This window comes from Chroococcidiopsis sp. [FACHB-1243] (genome assembly GCF_014696895.1).
In the GTDB taxonomy this organism is placed as follows: Bacteria; Cyanobacteriota; Cyanobacteriia; order Cyanobacteriales; family Chroococcidiopsidaceae; genus Chroococcidiopsis.
Genome location: NZ_JACJQX010000005.1, coordinates 206,129 through 219,565, shown reverse-complemented (window position 1 = coordinate 219,565; position 13,437 = coordinate 206,129). Strand labels below are relative to the sequence as shown.

The following is a 13,437-nucleotide window of genomic DNA, read 5'->3' as shown; positions in this document are numbered from 1 at the left end:
GAGAAAGAGGAAACTATAGTACCAGGCGTGTTAAATTTCACTCGAATCAGTCTAATTAATTTTTTGTTACATACTTGTAAATTTTCCTGTCTACTTACTTAGAAACGGATAATGTTTTCTAACTCATCAATGCTGTAAGGCTTGGTAACGCATTCTAGACAACCTCCTTCTAGAAATCGTTGTTGAGATTCTGCCCTAGCAATAGCAGTAACAGCAACGATGGGAATATCCTTTGTTCGAGGATTTTGTTGAAGACTTTTGACAACTTCTACACCACTGATGCCAGGTAACATCATATCCAGCAAAATCAAGTTTGGGTGGTAGTTTTGTGCAAGAGTTATTGCTGTTTCACCATCCTCAGCAGTAATGAACGAACACTCAACGAACTGGAGTAGCTGGACAAGCAGCTCTAAATTATCTTCATCATCATCAACTACTAAGACTAGAGACTGTTTTAAGTTGTACTGTAGTTGCGTAATTTTCTTCCTATTAGAAATTTCAAGTAAGCACAAGCTTTACTTACTATTAAGATAACTAAAACTATCTATCTAAAGCAATACGTCATCAGACAGTTTTAAGCTGTCAGTCTAACAGTATATTCTGGCACATCTAGTATAGTCTATTGGGTAATCAAGCACCTATTTTAAGCTTACTAAAAGCGTCTCTAAGGCTCATTGTGTCAACACCCAGAATCAATTCAGGTGGCAATACTAAAGATGCTTCCCGACTAGCTTAATTGTTTCTTGCATCATCTGAGCGAAAATGTTAAGTGCATTTATTAATGCAACTCTTGCTTCCAACTGTGACCGTGTAATATGCATCTTCAAGTCTGTATAATAGTCCTCCAGTTCTACCGCTACTTGGGTGTTGGTTTGTGCTTCTTCTGCCAGTTCTATCGCTACTTGGACATAGATGTTTACTTCTTCTACTTTCTGCTGAATGACCTTACCGCATTCCTCAATCAGTTGACCGTATTCCAAGGTTAGTTGGTCGTTATGTTCTTGTATTTCCTTACCCAATTGCTCTATTTTGAGTCCAAGTTCTTGGAATTTCAGCGTGTGTTGCTCCAAGTTGGTAAACACTGTAACTTCAGGCATGATGCTACAAGCAATGGTTTACCAGCAAAAGAATATCTAATCCTACTACGACTAGCTTCTATCGAAAGTTAACAGCACAAATGTTGTATTTATCACTTGTAGCCAACTTGATGACTGTCACAATGCCTCTTGACACGCCTCTGAGCTGGGTGATTATCTTTATGATTAGATGATATTCAATAATGGCGCAAACAAGTACATCCCGTACCCAACTGAACGAAGAGAGGGCGGGAGTCACAGATATTCAAGTCTAGAGTTGTGTAGCAGGGGGACAATTCTTAGACTCAGAAATGTCCCTAGCATAAATTTGTTAGGTGTAATGCAATATAGGAGTCCCAGCAGCGTATCCCCCCGTCACGCCTAGTAAGCTGCTGGACGAACAACATGGTGTCTACACTGATAATGCTGAAGGTATCGATAATGCAAGACTAATCCTGTTAGTGCAGACATAGCAAGGATTATCGCTGGTTGCGCAAATCCTCATTATCGTAACCTTGTATGCAGTATACAGATATTGGATGAGCTGGATGATTAGCCAGATGTAGAGAATGAGAATGTGTTTGCATTTGTAAATCATGGCGATAACAACCGAATCCCATACAAATATGAAAAGATTATGAGAATCCATTCACTGCATCTCACCAGATAGTTAGCCACCTAATCATTGAATAATTCGTGTATCGCAGCAGATAATCCATGTTCTCCATGATGAACGGATGTCTCATGGATAATGCGTTATACACGTATTACAATATAGATAAGGCATGGATACAGTATTCTGTGTACAAGGATAAGGCGTGACTCGCCCATTCAAGAAAGATTCCAAGTATGTCTTCTCGTGGACTATTAGCCCGTTGATGCGAGAGTTCGTGTATCACCTGGCAGGAAACGTAGAATATTGTTCGGCAACATCGTTGCTGCATCGGGCTGTGATTCACTATGCCCTCAAGGAACACAAAATCAGCTATCACGAATTCGTCAAAGATTTGAAGGTGGAGAGTCCTGACGAGTTGAGAATGCAGCTCACGTTATCCGATGCCCGTAGGAGAAACCTTCAGCAAGATTTAAATGAAGCGAGATATGAGCTGCGGCAGGCACGAGAAAAACTTAAAACATTAGGATGGGGTGATAATTGATGATTTCAGCCACAGATTTAGCGCGACTCCAAGAGTTGGGTGTAAATGTTAACACCGAGCGGGTGCATCACCTCGTCAACTCTGGCTACCATTACGATTTTGAAGATAGGCGGTGGTATCATCCAGACAAATTCTATGCCAATGATGCAGCCAAGACCACCGAGGAATTGGAGGAAGAGGTGAGAGGCAGGTCTTTGCCACCTCCAACTGTTACAGGTGGCATGACCACAGTAGTGCTTGATAAAGAGAGATACAAGCCAGCATTCCACGATAACGAGCAAATACGGGAGCATCCGCGCTCTGACGAACCTGTGGTATCTCGCTCTGCCGAGCTTCAGAAGAGATTCAGCAGCCGCTATGCAAATGACTGGGAGCGGCAAGCCCAGAAATTGGAGATGATTCGGCGCTACAACATGGGCGAGGATTTAGAGGGCTGGGTAGTTCGACACAAACCTGGCGGTGGCAACTCCATTGACGATTATGAGGTGTGGAGTCCAACGGAGGTATTGCAGAAGCGCGTTCAGAAACAGCGGCACATGGAGCGCGAGACAGCACGTCAGCAGCTACGGCAGGAACAGCAAACGAGAGAATTCGGCGAATCTGCGCGGATGGTAGAGTTTACCAAGATGTTGAAGGGTATGCCCCGCGAACAATTCCTCGATATCATGCAGCATTTTGGCTTTGTGCCTGGAGGTGTAACAGATGTCCAAGGCTAAACAAGAATCTAGCGATGCGCCTAATGTCAGCATGACTCGCAGCCGTATCAAGCCGATGGGTAGAGTTGGGACGATAAAGATGGAAGATATTCCACCAGAGATGCAACATCTCTATTTAGAAATCGGTGGTCGCTTGTACAACAAAGGCGGTTTATCGCCACAGCAGCTAGCCAAGTTCGACACCCAATACACCACTGCTGAAGGCTACCAGGCTTGTGAGATTAAGAGACAAACCTTTGGTGGTAATGTTCGTGTCATTCGTGATGGTGTGTCGGATACAGAAGCCTAGCACAAATAATTTTGGAGGAAACAAAGACAATGCCAGCAGTGAAGCGCCTAGCAGATAGAGCCATGATGAAAGAGCCACCACCTGAGCCATTACCGTTCTCTAAGTTGGAAGATTTCAAGGACAGTAAGGCAATTAGTCAGCGTTATTGCTTGCCCGAACCCGTATTCAAGGAAGTTGGGAAACAAAAAGATATTGACACATTCTTATCGCAGGCAATCTTAGATTTAATTAACGACAGTCGTGATGTGGTGCGGCTAGAGGAACCGAAATCGAAAGAATCTTGGTACAAAATGGTCAAGAAGGTTCCGCTTCAGAAGTGCTTGACTATGAATTTCAAGCAGGTAGGTGGCAAGGTCGAGCATTATGTCACCACAGAGACGACCATCATCCGCAAGTACATCCCAATCAAGCGAATGCTGAATGTGGTGGAAGGTATGACAGCGGGTACTGTAACCAAGCAGTGCAGTACTTTCATGCTCCCGACACGTCTCTGGAACGAATTCTATCGCCTGTGCGAATACTTCCAACTCACTACGGACGATAGCATCCATCAAGCTGTGGATAGGGCATTCGACAAGATTTACGTCGCTCCCACCAACTCTAACGCTGACAGGCTCAAACGATTTACCGAGCGAGAAGAACGGCAGCAGGAGCAGATGGTTAAATCTATCGCCAAGCGCATTAGTAAAAATCTGCCACAGCGCAGCGACGAGCATAGACAACCTTTGGAGCGGTCGCCGCAGGAGCCAGCATAATGTCTCAGGAACATTCGTATGATGCAGTTATCGCAGCAGGTGCGGTACAACAGCAGCAAGCACAGCAATCGCTTAGGGATGCTGCCGCTCTTGCACAAAAGCATGGTATCGAGCTTGGTCCAGAGGTGAGTGCCGAGCTTGCCAATCCCACCGCCTACACGCCTTGGCAATACGAGCAGCAGATTAGAGATGCTACACCCTCCACATTCTACGAACAAGAAATGTGGATGAACGTGCAGCCACGCCAGCAAGCCAAGCCTGTAGACACTCGCCCTCAGCAGGAAGTTGATTACGAGCAATACCTAATCCAGAAACAAAAAGCCGAACAACCGCAAGAACAAGCCGAGCAAGTCCAAGGTCAGAACGCTCGGCTGGTTGCTGCTAGTCTCGAATATGGCTGGGAAGATTCGGGATTTCAGCAGTATCTCGATAGCGACGACGATGCATATATGAGTATGCGATTATCTCCTCAGCAGTTGCAGCTAGCTAATGAGGTGTGGGGACTGGACGAAGATACAGCACGGGCATACGTTTACCACCACAAACTAACTGCTGATGACCTCGCCCTAATCGAGCAGAGCTTTCTTGGCACTAATCTTGATGCTGCTGGTGATTATGATTCTGTGGCAGCTCTCAATGATGTAGACCGCATCCGTCATACCTATTTCCCCAAGGTGAGTAATGACGAGTGGTCGAAAATCCTGAATGGTGTAATTGATGAATTTGAAAGCTTATCGCCGGAAGAACACGAGAAATACACTGACCCCATAGCTGGTTTCTGGGCTATGCATCTGCGCATCATCTCTCGGCGACAACAGCAGACTCAACCCAAACCTGATGTCGCGGTCAATGATAAGTATCATGGCGACCGCTCCAAAACACAACGCCAGCAGCCGAAGAGAAATACGCAAGGCTTCAGCAATACCGCTCTGACTCCAAGAGGTTTCTTACGTCAGAGCTGGATTGATAAGCTGTCACCTGACGACTATGCCAAGAATGCTGACCGTATAACTGCTTGGTACGTTGCCAAGAAAATTGATTTCAATGCTTAGATTTGGAGTGGTGGATATAGCTGGATGCATAAATTCAGGGGGCAGGATGAAACAAGGCATTAACACCAACAAGCTGCCGCACGCTCACCGCGTTATCAGGCACGAGAACTATAACAAGGCGGTTCCAAAAGAGGTGTTGGCTGCCGCTGACAGGGCAATCCTAATCATGCGGCTGAAGGATGCGCTCAAACACGAAAAGTTCGTACCTGTCGGCATCATTACTGCCCTGTCTGACAAAGATTACGAGGAACTATCAGGGCTGGTGGATGCGCTGATTGGTAAAGGTTTAATCGTGTACAGGGGGTAAATCATGACATCTAACGCATTCAAGACTAACGAGTCCTTTCGAGTAGTGGGAGCGATGACCAGGGTGGCTCTGACCACGGCTCAAACAATTACACTGCCATCAACCGCTACTGGCATATTGATTAGCTTCGAGGGACAACCCGTGAGGCTCACGCTAGACGGTAGCACCCCATCAGGCACTAACGGATTTCTGTTGCCCGTTAACACTTTGTACCGTTTTGATATGCATCAAGGTGGTGTGGTGAGAGTGCTGGAAAGTGCTGCTTCTGCCTTCGCAAATTATCAGGTCATTGTGACGTTGGGTTGAGAGAAAATAGAGATATCCACAGGAGGAAAAAACAATGGCTAAAAGTTCCAACAACGGCGACACACCACGCCGCTACGAAACACAAATCCCAGATTTCAAGCGTGACCCAAAGACGAATTGGAGTTGGGCTAATAGTAACGGTACTTCTAACCTTAACCTCAAATTTGAGAGCGATACTGGCAACTCTAAACCACAGGAAAATAAGCCGAAGATAGATTATTGAATCTCTTCCAAGTCTTCCATTCGAGCGCCAGGGGGTAGCTGATTCACAATGAAGCCAGTACCCTTAATTCTGTATCTCTTGACTGTCATTGCTGGTGGTGTAGTGGGGTCTACAAACACATCTCCCTTTTCTGGAAACTGCTGGAGTTGGTGCGCTCTAATTTGAATTTCTGACATGATATTTACCAAGTCTGTAGATAAATTTATTATAATAGAAGTAAGCCTGCAAGCCCGTTCTAGCCTATATTTAGCTACTATACCTAACTTTATATAAGAAGCGTTTACCTCCTCATTACTAGTTCTGGTTTTACCTTATAACACTGCCCCTTCACTTGCATAGAGGGGCATTTTCATAGCCTATTTTCTGCGGTCGCGGTCTAACATTATGGAAATATTTTATAGCGACCGCTCTAATAAGAATTACAGGTATATGTAGAATCTAAAACTAAATAGGTGAATAATTTTTCGGCTGTTGTTAAACTTGAAATGCTAAAGCAGTGAGATGCATAAAGCAGGCAAGCACCCCAGGTCTAATCGAGGGGTGCTTTGCTGTGTCTAGGTTAATCTCTTGCTCGGTCTTTTTCGGTCTGCCCATAGGAATTTCTTACCAGGATGCCATTCAATATTTAGCGGTGGCTGATACAACTGTATCAAAACTGCTTCTAGGATTTTCTCATCGTCCATTTCGTCAAAACGCCTGCCCTGCTTCAGGCTTATCCAGCTAACCCTAGTGGCTCCTCTTTTACGAAGTTGCTCTAGCTTCATCGGCTTGGGATTGTTCCAACGAAAGTGCATATTTCCAGTTAAGCCAACGTATAAAACCTCATCCTCTTTCATCCACAGGTAGCAGGCAGAGGAGCGCGGCAACTCCTTCAACTCGTCGATAGACACGCTAGGCAAGACATCAGGAAGCAGCGCCAGCAGGTCTTTCAGTAGAGCTGGTGTGTTAACTAGCATCGCCCTTTCTGGCTTTTATAGCCTGCTCTACCAATAATGCTATCTGCCCTGAAACCGTGCGATGTTCTTCTTCGCACATTTTTCTGAGTTCTTCCAGTAGACTCTCTGGAATGCTGATAGAAATCTTGGCTATCTTCTGCTTACTCATGTTTTCCCTCCTCTCTGTCAATACTACCAGGTAGTGCAGATTGCTGTAAAGTATTGTGTCAGTTTTATATGGTAATACCAGGTACTACTATTATAGAGATAAGAGGACAAGGAAGAGATAAACACCCACCTCTCAGGAAACAGAAATCGAAACCAACAGAATATCAACCCCGTGCCTCACTCCGCTAGGAGGATATGCAACTAGGAAAGCTGGTGAAAGCCCAGTAGCCTACGATTCTCTACAGGCTTGCTGCTTGTACAGAGTCCGAGGCAAAAGTCGCACCCACAACGGTTGACTGCGGATACTTGGCTTAATCCCCGATAGGCATCTAGGCGACGAGGGCAACACCATCGGGTTAGGGGCAGGTCAATGGCAGTCGAGTTGTGGAAAAGCAAGAGGACTCCAACCAAATTTTATTCGGAGTAAGTATATGTCGCGGGATAAGTTGAGCGTAGAAGAAAGCCGAAAGATGGCTTTGGAGTTGGAGATATTGACGGCTAAGCTGTGTCAGATGTGCGCTGACGTGAATCACCCATCAGCAGACGATGCAGTTGATTATTTGACGCTGGCACAGTCAGCAGTCCTGAAGCTGTCCAAGGAAGACAGGAGAAGAGACTTGTACCGCATAGCCTATGACGAAGCTGCCAGAGCCGATTATGACTGGCTGGTAAATGAATTCAGCAAGGCTTGGGAATAGTTGACAGGTTTTTGGTGTGAGGAGTGAGCTGTATTCCTCTGTAACTGGGCTAGCTGGTGGTTCGCTAGCCCTTCCTTACTCAGGATTCACAGAACTCAGTATTCAGGAGTTGAAGATATGTGGTTCTTGTTTTTGATGTTCACGGCAGGAGTATTCGCAGGAGCAACCGTAATTGTGCTGCTCCAAGTCGCAGATGATGTAGGGGAAGATTTATGACGACAAATGATTTCATCGATATTGGGTCGAAGCAAAATGCTATAGCCACTGCCAAGTCCAAGCAGAGAAGGGTAGTTGCTACCAGTGACGAGAAAGGCTCGGCTCTAGCCACAACACCGGAGTATGGAACGATTGAGTGGGCTAACTGGGCTATTCAAACCAGCTACAAGCTTTTAAAAGACGGAAGTACCTTACGAGAAGAATTTAGCCTGTGGCTTTTTAAAGAGATTGAAAGTCGGGGATGCACTGCAAAAGAAGCGATAGAAGAGTTTATTGCAAAAGGGTTAGAGATAGAGCCAAAAACAGCATACGGATGGCTCAACTCCCTAGAACAGTATAGACAGTTTCGAGCAGAGAAGAAAGCTAATCCATCCCTTGAAGCAGCAAAGAAAAGAAAACACCGAGACAATTCTGGGATTAAGAAATGTCCCCCAGAGCAGCTTCACACGCTTGAAGCCGATGTAATCGAAAGCCATGAAAATCATGATATGCAGGTGGATACTCCCCAGCCTAAAGCCTTCCCGCAGGCTGAAGAAAATGTATCACAAAATACAGAAATAGAAAAAGTGAAGACAACTGACTTCACTACCGAACCTGACGAGGTAGTAGAAACCGCTAACGAGGGTGAGGAGCAGCTACAGGTTATTAGTTATATCAGCGTCAAGGAAACGAGTCAATACGATTCCTGGCAGTTTCAAATTCAAATCTCAGAGGAGAGCGAGGAGAAACTGTACGACATCGCCAAGAGAAACAAAACCACCCCGCTAGAAATGCTTATCCGTGCCTTGAAAGGGGGGTTGCGCGACTATTTTAATACTGACTTGCAGAAAAGAGTAGGAGAGAAAAACAATGTTGAGCGACAAGCAGATAAAAGCATTGGCTGAAGACAAAAGATTCGACTGGAGCAGTAAAAAGTGCTTTGCTGAGTGGTTTCAAAGATACGGGTCGGAGTTTTTATCAATCAGGCAGATACAGCAGGCATACGCCAACAGTCAGGAATTTTTCGACATTGAGATGATTCCATTCGTACAGTCCAACGTCAACAAGTTGAGCAAGCAAATATTCTTGACTGACGGCTGGATGTTTCAAAATCCAAGAATAGCTAAAGAAAAGTTGATAGGAAAGCCATATCTAATCGGTGGTAGACACAGGTTATTCGCGATTACAGATGTGCTGGGCAAGATAGGCAGTCATACAGGGTTAGGGGAACAGATATTCGAGCAGTTGGTTCGAGTTGAGTTGCTGAAAGACGTGGAGCGAGAAGACATCCCAGAGCTAATCCTAGCCGATAACGGTTCTCGCCGAGTCTCCAAGCCTGAGCGCAACAGCATCCTCGTCCACAAGCACACGAAAAGCCCCGATGCAGATGATTACATTAGAGTGGCGCTCACGTCAGGCGCTAGCCCAATCCAGACAATAAACGCAGTAGCAGCATATTTTCTCAAGAAAGAGGTAAAAATTCGAGAACTGGACGACAGAAAAGCTTACGCAGTAGGGAAGGTATTGGGTGAATACCTGCTGTATGGCAATCGCCCCATTCGTAAAACAGAACCAGTAGCCATCAAAACCGTGACTGAATTCAAGCAAAAAGTCACCAGGTTGTGGAGTTGTGTCAAGGAAGTGGTGAAGCAGGATAGACACCTCAGAGCCGAGGAAATATCGAGTAAAGCAATTCAATTGTACGAACGAGAACAGGTTAACCCGCAGCAATAGGAGGAAACACATGAAAACAATATCGGTAGAAATGGTTGAGCGCGATTTGCTGGGAGTGGCAAGAGTTTGGTTGTTCGAGTACCGGAAACGAGAGTACATCGAAGTCAAGTCAGCAGCCAGGTCAGTACAGAAAACAGAAGACCAACTCCAGAGGTGGTTGGATGCAAACGGATACCTAGTTTTTGATTTCATCGCCTGGAAGGACACGCCAGTTAGAGCAGTTCTGATTAACACGTTCTGGGAGTGGGTGAGCTACGAAGCCGATGAACTAGATAACCCCTTTGCATTCCAGCTCTATAACAGAGCAGTCAAGTTCGGGCTAAAGACGCTGCTAGATGAAGCTGAATCGCAAGGATACGGATATATCGAACTACCTAAAGAATTAGAGGTGATAAGCTGCGCTTTAAAAGGATAGACGGCAAACGAGGAATTCGAGCTGACGATTTTGCTAAAGCATTGGACTTGACAGAGGAGGAAGTAGTGCGGACTCTACAAGACCCCGAATTCTTGAAGTCAATCGATAGAAGTAAGGAATGGGAATAACTAACGAAAGACAAATAAGACCGTTGACCAGTCTTCCATTTTAAGTTTTGTGTATCCGATGGAGTAAGGGCATACTAAAACCGCATACTAATTCCTACATAAGTGACGGCATCAAGCTAGGACGTATAGCTCAGTTGGTTGTGTCTGCTGGCTGAATAGCCAGAAACAGCCGCCAGCAGACACGTTAGGGCGCTACGTTTCTTAAGCAGGGTTTTAGGGAATGGACGTAACTGGATTCGAACCAGTGACCTCTACGATGTCAACGTAGCGCTCTAACCAACTGAGCTATACGTCCGTGGATTAACAAAGATAGCATAGACAAAGGTAGAGATGCAATCACTCGACCGAAAGATACTGCCAATATCTGCTCTGCCGTACTCAAAAACATACTCAAATGGCAAGAGCAAAGAAAGGAACAGTATCAATGGAAATTATTCGTAATAGCATTAGGCTCAGGTTTAGAGTCGATGGGAAGCAGAAAGCATACCACATTGGTTTGCATGACAACGATGAAGGTAGAAAGAAAGCAAAGTTGATAGCCAAGCAAGTTGAGTTGAATTTACTAACCGATCGTTTCGACCAGACCTTTGAGCGGTATAGAGTTTACCCCGTCAATCGGGAACTCCCCAACAATAGGGCTGTGTCTCAGCTACTAACCAGAGCATAAAATAGTGAACAGTCTAGACATCTGCATATGCAAGGATAAGTGGTTGGCTGATTCAGCGACAGACCAATATGCACTCACAATAAACCCGGTGAAGAGAGAGAATCCTAAAACCAGCGTCAAACGAAAAATTGAGAACGGTGGCGGAAGTGGGGTAGTAAAATGAGTTGCTGTGTTTCTGTTTACTGGTCAACATAGAATATGTTGTTTCACGGTTCGCAATGGCAAGCCATTGCGAACCTTCGCATACCCGATATTCTTGGGTGTGGTAAGTAAAACGGTTATGTCAGCTATTCGACATAAACTAGTTCTTTTATTATGTCAGATCTCAGACATATTGCTATGCTCTCGTTTAAGCTACAAAAAAATTGAAAACAGCGATCTTTACTTGGTCGTCTATGTGGGAACGAATTCAGAAAATATAAGCCCCGTTAGCACTCCACCAAGAGCTTGTTTGTATTGGAGAACACAGGCAGACTTAACACGGGTTCATCCCTTTAGGCGAGGAACTAAATTAGGCAGTAAAGTAATGTGGCTGACATAGGGAATAGATTTTCAACCCGTATAGTGGAACGCTTTTGATAGAGAGCGTCAAGTGCGATCGCCCTCCAGCTAGAGGAACTTTTTTCTAGCAATAGATCCAAGGATTGCTATAAGCGTTTGTACTGTTGCCTAAGTCATCCGAATTTGCTGTCAACATTGAGAGCGAGCTAGAGAGGTCTTTTCATCCCGTCAGTCATCCGTTCTCAACCCGAGCGCACCGATGTTTTTAATGTTTGCGTCGTCCAAACCATCCCCAATTCCGGCGAAAAACCGCCTTCTGGCAGCTTTGCCCTTAGAGGAATACGAGCGCCTGTTTCCCGACCTGGAGTGTGTCTCCAGTCGCACTCCGTTTAATCAAGTCTAACGACTTAGTAGCCTATGAAGATTTAAATGTGAAAGGCATGGTAAAAAATCGGCGTTTATCCAAATCGATTCTTGACACTAGTTGGTCAACTTTCCGCCGTTGGTTAGATGATTTTGGCTATAAATACGGGAAGGTAACCCTCATAACAGTCAAAATTGCTCAACCTGTGGTAGAAAAGTGCAGAAGTCTCTATCTACTAGAACTCATGTTTGTCCTCATTGTAATTGTGTGGAAGATAGGGACATTAATGTAGCGATTAATATCTTGCAAAAAGGACTAAGTACCGTTGGGCAAACGGAATCTTATAAGCTTGGGGAGATGGGAGCCTCTGGCTTCATTGGAGCAATCCTGTGAAGTTAAGTTATGTCTCTGAACCAAGAATCCTCTGACTTTAGGACGAGGAGTGTCAAATCTTTACAACAGCACAACAGCTAAAAGTGCACTTTTTTGACTGTTGACTTTTCGATATTGACTTTTCACTGTTGACGTACTGAGTAGAGGAACAAGGATGAAAGTTGCTGTATTTAGCACCAAATCCTACGATCGCACCTTTTTAGAAACTGCTAACGCCGAATACAAACACGAACTGGCATTTTTTGAACCTCGTCTGACCTGCGAAACGAGCATTTTAGCAAAAGACTATCCAGTAGTTTGCGTCTTTGTCAACGACCAATTAGATCGTCAAACCTTGACTTGTCTAGCCGATCGCGGTACGAAGTTAATTGCTGTGCGTGCTGCCGGATATAACAACATAGATATCATCGCTGCTACTGAATTAGGTTTACCAGTCGTGCGCGTACCAGCCTACTCACCCTATGCAGTAGCAGAATATACTCTAGGGATAATTCTTGCCCTGAATCGTAAAATTTACCGCACTCATTATCGCGTGCGCGAGGGAAATTTTTCGCTGGAAGGTTTGATGGGTTTTGACTTACACGGCAAGACAGCGGGGATCGTTGGCACTGGAAAGATTGGGGCGATCGTCGCGCAAATTCTCCATGCTTGCGGCTGTCATGTGCTAGCGTATGACAAATATCAAAACCCTAACTGTCAAGCTTTAGGCGTGCAGTATGTCTCGCTTCAGGACTTATTTGCCCGTACTGACATTATCAGCCTTCACTGTCCGCTAACACCAGAGACATACCATTTAGTTAATTCTGAAGCGATCGCCATGATGAAAACAGGTGTAATGCTAATTAATACCAGTCGTGGAGCGTTGATCGACGCAAAAGCAGCTATTAAAGGCTTAAAATCCGGTAAAATTGGATATCTTGGTTTAGATGTCTACGAGCAAGAAGGAGATATTTTTTTTGAAGATCTCTCAAACACCATCGTGCAAGATGACGTGTTGCAGCGGTTGCTGACGTTTCCCAACGTCCTGATTACTGGTCATCAAGCCTTTTTTACCAAAGATGCACTGACTAGTATTGCCCAGACTACCCTTGCCAATATTAGCGATTTTGAAAGCGGAAAACCTTGTCCTAATCAAATTAAAGTAGAGTCTCCTCAAGCGGTTGCTAGCAATGTCAAGTAACTTAATTTACAACTTATAACAATCTAAGTGCTGACTAACTCGATCTGATTTATCTATCTTGAAGTCGATCGAGTAGTCTGTGGAAGTTAAGTATATTTGAACAATAACCAAGAACTTGTTTTGAATTTTTGATTTTCAAACTAATCAGTTCAGTAGTACATGCAGACAGTTGCTAAAT

The 13,437-nt window shown here is 44.8% G+C and carries 20 protein-coding genes, 1 tRNA gene and 1 pseudogene; 16 read left to right on the top strand and 6 right to left on the bottom strand.

Annotation, left to right across the window (positions count from 1 at the left end; translation table 11 throughout):
• Positions 1-98 precede the first annotated feature (98 nt).
• Together H6G17_RS06010 and H6G17_RS06005 are read right to left on the bottom strand one after the other, a co-directional pair.
• Positions 99-512 carry a response regulator gene (locus H6G17_RS06010; RefSeq protein ID WP_199316536.1) on the bottom strand — a complete coding sequence of 138 codons (414 nt, stop codon included), beginning with the start codon at positions 510-512 and terminating at the stop codon, positions 99-101.
• Between the two features lie 198 nt (positions 513-710).
• Complete coding sequence (locus H6G17_RS06005; RefSeq protein ID WP_192155102.1) at positions 711-1,097, bottom strand: hypothetical protein; 387 nt, start codon at positions 1,095-1,097, stop codon at positions 711-713.
• Between the two features lie 797 nt (positions 1,098-1,894).
• Here H6G17_RS06005 and H6G17_RS06000 point away from each other — a divergent pair.
• The 8 genes from H6G17_RS06000 to H6G17_RS05965 are packed head-to-tail and all read left to right on the top strand — an operon-like array spanning position 1,895 to position 5,881.
• Entirely contained in the window at positions 1,895-2,233 is a 339-nt protein-coding gene (locus H6G17_RS06000) for a hypothetical protein (protein ID WP_192155100.1), read from the top strand.
• Complete coding sequence (locus tag H6G17_RS05995) at positions 2,233-2,949, top strand: hypothetical protein (RefSeq protein WP_192155098.1); 717 nt, start codon at positions 2,233-2,235, stop codon at positions 2,947-2,949. Before H6G17_RS06000 ends, H6G17_RS05995 begins: the two co-directional genes overlap by 1 nt.
• Complete coding sequence (locus H6G17_RS05990) at positions 2,936-3,238, top strand: hypothetical protein (protein WP_192155096.1); 303 nt, start codon at positions 2,936-2,938, stop codon at positions 3,236-3,238. The genes H6G17_RS05995 and H6G17_RS05990 overlap by 14 nt, the downstream gene beginning before the upstream one ends.
• Positions 3,239-3,267: 29 nt before the next feature.
• The gene (locus tag H6G17_RS05985; RefSeq protein ID WP_192155095.1) at positions 3,268-3,993 is read left to right on the top strand and encodes a hypothetical protein; all 726 of its coding nucleotides are present in this window, start codon (positions 3,268-3,270) and stop codon (positions 3,991-3,993) included.
• Positions 3,993-5,045 (top strand): hypothetical protein, encoded by a 1,053-nt coding sequence (locus H6G17_RS05980; protein ID WP_192155093.1) that lies wholly within the window; start codon positions 3,993-3,995, stop codon positions 5,043-5,045. Before H6G17_RS05985 ends, H6G17_RS05980 begins: the two co-directional genes overlap by 1 nt.
• Before the next feature lie 46 nt (positions 5,046-5,091).
• Positions 5,092-5,352 (top strand): hypothetical protein, encoded by a 261-nt coding sequence (locus H6G17_RS05975; RefSeq protein ID WP_192155091.1) that lies wholly within the window; start codon positions 5,092-5,094, stop codon positions 5,350-5,352.
• A gap of 3 nt (positions 5,353-5,355) precedes the next feature.
• Positions 5,356-5,658, top strand: a complete 303-nt coding sequence (locus tag H6G17_RS05970; RefSeq protein WP_192155089.1) for a hypothetical protein — start codon at positions 5,356-5,358, stop codon at positions 5,656-5,658.
• Between the two features lie 34 nt (positions 5,659-5,692).
• Positions 5,693-5,881: a hypothetical protein gene (locus H6G17_RS05965; protein ID WP_192155087.1), complete on the top strand. Its 189-nt coding sequence runs from the start codon at positions 5,693-5,695 to the stop codon at positions 5,879-5,881.
• Here the strand turns inward: H6G17_RS05965 and H6G17_RS05960 are convergent.
• From H6G17_RS05960 to H6G17_RS05950, 3 genes are all read right to left on the bottom strand, one after another.
• Positions 5,875-6,057 carry a hypothetical protein gene (locus tag H6G17_RS05960; RefSeq protein ID WP_192155084.1) on the bottom strand — a complete coding sequence of 61 codons (183 nt, stop codon included), beginning with the start codon at positions 6,055-6,057 and terminating at the stop codon, positions 5,875-5,877. The genes H6G17_RS05965 and H6G17_RS05960 overlap by 7 nt on opposite strands.
• 378 nt (positions 6,058-6,435) lie before the next feature.
• Positions 6,436-6,837: a hypothetical protein gene (locus H6G17_RS05955; protein ID WP_192155082.1), complete on the bottom strand. Its 402-nt coding sequence runs from the start codon at positions 6,835-6,837 to the stop codon at positions 6,436-6,438.
• Positions 6,827-6,985, bottom strand: a complete 159-nt coding sequence (locus H6G17_RS05950; RefSeq protein WP_192155080.1) for a ribbon-helix-helix protein, CopG family — start codon at positions 6,983-6,985, stop codon at positions 6,827-6,829. Before H6G17_RS05950 ends, H6G17_RS05955 begins: the two co-directional genes overlap by 11 nt.
• Before the next feature lie 430 nt (positions 6,986-7,415).
• Between H6G17_RS05950 and H6G17_RS05945 the strand changes: the two genes are divergently transcribed.
• The 4 genes from H6G17_RS05945 (at position 7,416) to H6G17_RS05930 (ending at position 10,026) form a co-directional block, all read left to right on the top strand.
• Positions 7,416-7,682 (top strand): hypothetical protein, encoded by a 267-nt coding sequence (locus tag H6G17_RS05945; protein ID WP_192155078.1) that lies wholly within the window; start codon positions 7,416-7,418, stop codon positions 7,680-7,682.
• Positions 7,683-7,894: 212 nt separating this feature from the next.
• Complete coding sequence (locus H6G17_RS05940; protein WP_192155076.1) at positions 7,895-8,782, top strand: hypothetical protein; 888 nt, start codon at positions 7,895-7,897, stop codon at positions 8,780-8,782.
• On the top strand, positions 8,748-9,611 hold the full coding sequence (locus H6G17_RS05935) for a hypothetical protein (protein ID WP_192155074.1): 864 nt from the start codon (positions 8,748-8,750) through the stop codon (positions 9,609-9,611). Before H6G17_RS05940 ends, H6G17_RS05935 begins: the two co-directional genes overlap by 35 nt.
• Before the next feature lie 10 nt (positions 9,612-9,621).
• Positions 9,622-10,026, top strand: coding sequence for a hypothetical protein (locus H6G17_RS05930; protein WP_192155072.1), 405 nt, complete (start codon positions 9,622-9,624; stop codon positions 10,024-10,026).
• A 349-nt stretch (positions 10,027-10,375) separates the two neighbouring features.
• Here H6G17_RS05930 and H6G17_RS05925 read toward each other — a convergent pair.
• Positions 10,376-10,449, bottom strand: a tRNA-Val gene (locus tag H6G17_RS05925).
• Between the two features lie 99 nt (positions 10,450-10,548).
• On the opposite strand from H6G17_RS05925, the gene H6G17_RS05920 reads away from it, so the two are divergent.
• The 4 genes and pseudogenes from H6G17_RS05920 (at position 10,549) to H6G17_RS05905 (ending at position 13,259) form a co-directional block, all read left to right on the top strand.
• Positions 10,549-10,821, top strand: a complete 273-nt coding sequence (locus tag H6G17_RS05920) for a DUF3596 domain-containing protein (RefSeq protein WP_206757144.1) — start codon at positions 10,549-10,551, stop codon at positions 10,819-10,821.
• A gap of 760 nt (positions 10,822-11,581) precedes the next feature.
• A complete protein-coding gene (locus tag H6G17_RS33115) occupies positions 11,582-11,725 on the top strand; it encodes a hypothetical protein (RefSeq protein WP_192155068.1) in 144 nt (47 codons plus the stop codon).
• Positions 11,703-12,079: pseudogene (locus H6G17_RS33335) on the top strand (transposase); the annotation flags it as partial. The gene H6G17_RS33115 and the pseudogene H6G17_RS33335, both read left to right, overlap by 23 nt.
• Before the next feature lie 154 nt (positions 12,080-12,233).
• On the top strand, positions 12,234-13,259 hold the full coding sequence (locus H6G17_RS05905; protein ID WP_192155066.1) for a 2-hydroxyacid dehydrogenase: 1,026 nt from the start codon (positions 12,234-12,236) through the stop codon (positions 13,257-13,259).
• Positions 13,260-13,437: the final 178 nt, after the last annotated feature.

Excerpts from the sequence above, each read along its gene's own strand:
- H6G17_RS05980 (WP_192155093.1), top strand. The coding sequence starts at position 3,993 with ATGTCTCAGGAACATTCGTATGATGCAGTTATCGCAGCAGGTGCGGTA.
- H6G17_RS05985 (WP_192155095.1), top strand. The coding sequence starts at position 3,268 with ATGCCAGCAGTGAAGCGCCTAGCAGATAGAGCCATGATGAAAGAGCCA.
- H6G17_RS05905 (WP_192155066.1), top strand. The coding sequence starts at position 12,234 with ATGAAAGTTGCTGTATTTAGCACCAAATCCTACGATCGCACCTTTTTA.
- H6G17_RS05955 (WP_192155082.1), bottom strand. The coding sequence starts at position 6,837 with ATGCTAGTTAACACACCAGCTCTACTGAAAGACCTGCTGGCGCTGCTT.
- H6G17_RS05965 (WP_192155087.1), top strand. The coding sequence starts at position 5,693 with ATGGCTAAAAGTTCCAACAACGGCGACACACCACGCCGCTACGAAACA.
- H6G17_RS05950 (WP_192155080.1), bottom strand. The coding sequence starts at position 6,985 with ATGAGTAAGCAGAAGATAGCCAAGATTTCTATCAGCATTCCAGAGAGT.
- H6G17_RS05930 (WP_192155072.1), top strand. The coding sequence starts at position 9,622 with ATGAAAACAATATCGGTAGAAATGGTTGAGCGCGATTTGCTGGGAGTG.
- H6G17_RS05935 (WP_192155074.1), top strand. The coding sequence starts at position 8,748 with ATGTTGAGCGACAAGCAGATAAAAGCATTGGCTGAAGACAAAAGATTC.
- H6G17_RS05920 (WP_206757144.1), top strand. The coding sequence starts at position 10,549 with ATGGCAAGAGCAAAGAAAGGAACAGTATCAATGGAAATTATTCGTAAT.
- H6G17_RS05960 (WP_192155084.1), bottom strand. The coding sequence starts at position 6,057 with ATGTCAGAAATTCAAATTAGAGCGCACCAACTCCAGCAGTTTCCAGAA.
- H6G17_RS05945 (WP_192155078.1), top strand. The coding sequence starts at position 7,416 with ATGTCGCGGGATAAGTTGAGCGTAGAAGAAAGCCGAAAGATGGCTTTG.
- H6G17_RS05970 (WP_192155089.1), top strand. The coding sequence starts at position 5,356 with ATGACATCTAACGCATTCAAGACTAACGAGTCCTTTCGAGTAGTGGGA.
- H6G17_RS05995 (WP_192155098.1), top strand. The coding sequence starts at position 2,233 with ATGATTTCAGCCACAGATTTAGCGCGACTCCAAGAGTTGGGTGTAAAT.
- H6G17_RS05990 (WP_192155096.1), top strand. The coding sequence starts at position 2,936 with ATGTCCAAGGCTAAACAAGAATCTAGCGATGCGCCTAATGTCAGCATG.
- H6G17_RS33115 (WP_192155068.1), top strand. The coding sequence starts at position 11,582 with ATGTTTTTAATGTTTGCGTCGTCCAAACCATCCCCAATTCCGGCGAAA.
- H6G17_RS05940 (WP_192155076.1), top strand. The coding sequence starts at position 7,895 with ATGACGACAAATGATTTCATCGATATTGGGTCGAAGCAAAATGCTATA.
- H6G17_RS06005 (WP_192155102.1), bottom strand. The coding sequence starts at position 1,097 with ATGCCTGAAGTTACAGTGTTTACCAACTTGGAGCAACACACGCTGAAA.
- H6G17_RS05975 (WP_192155091.1), top strand. The coding sequence starts at position 5,092 with ATGAAACAAGGCATTAACACCAACAAGCTGCCGCACGCTCACCGCGTT.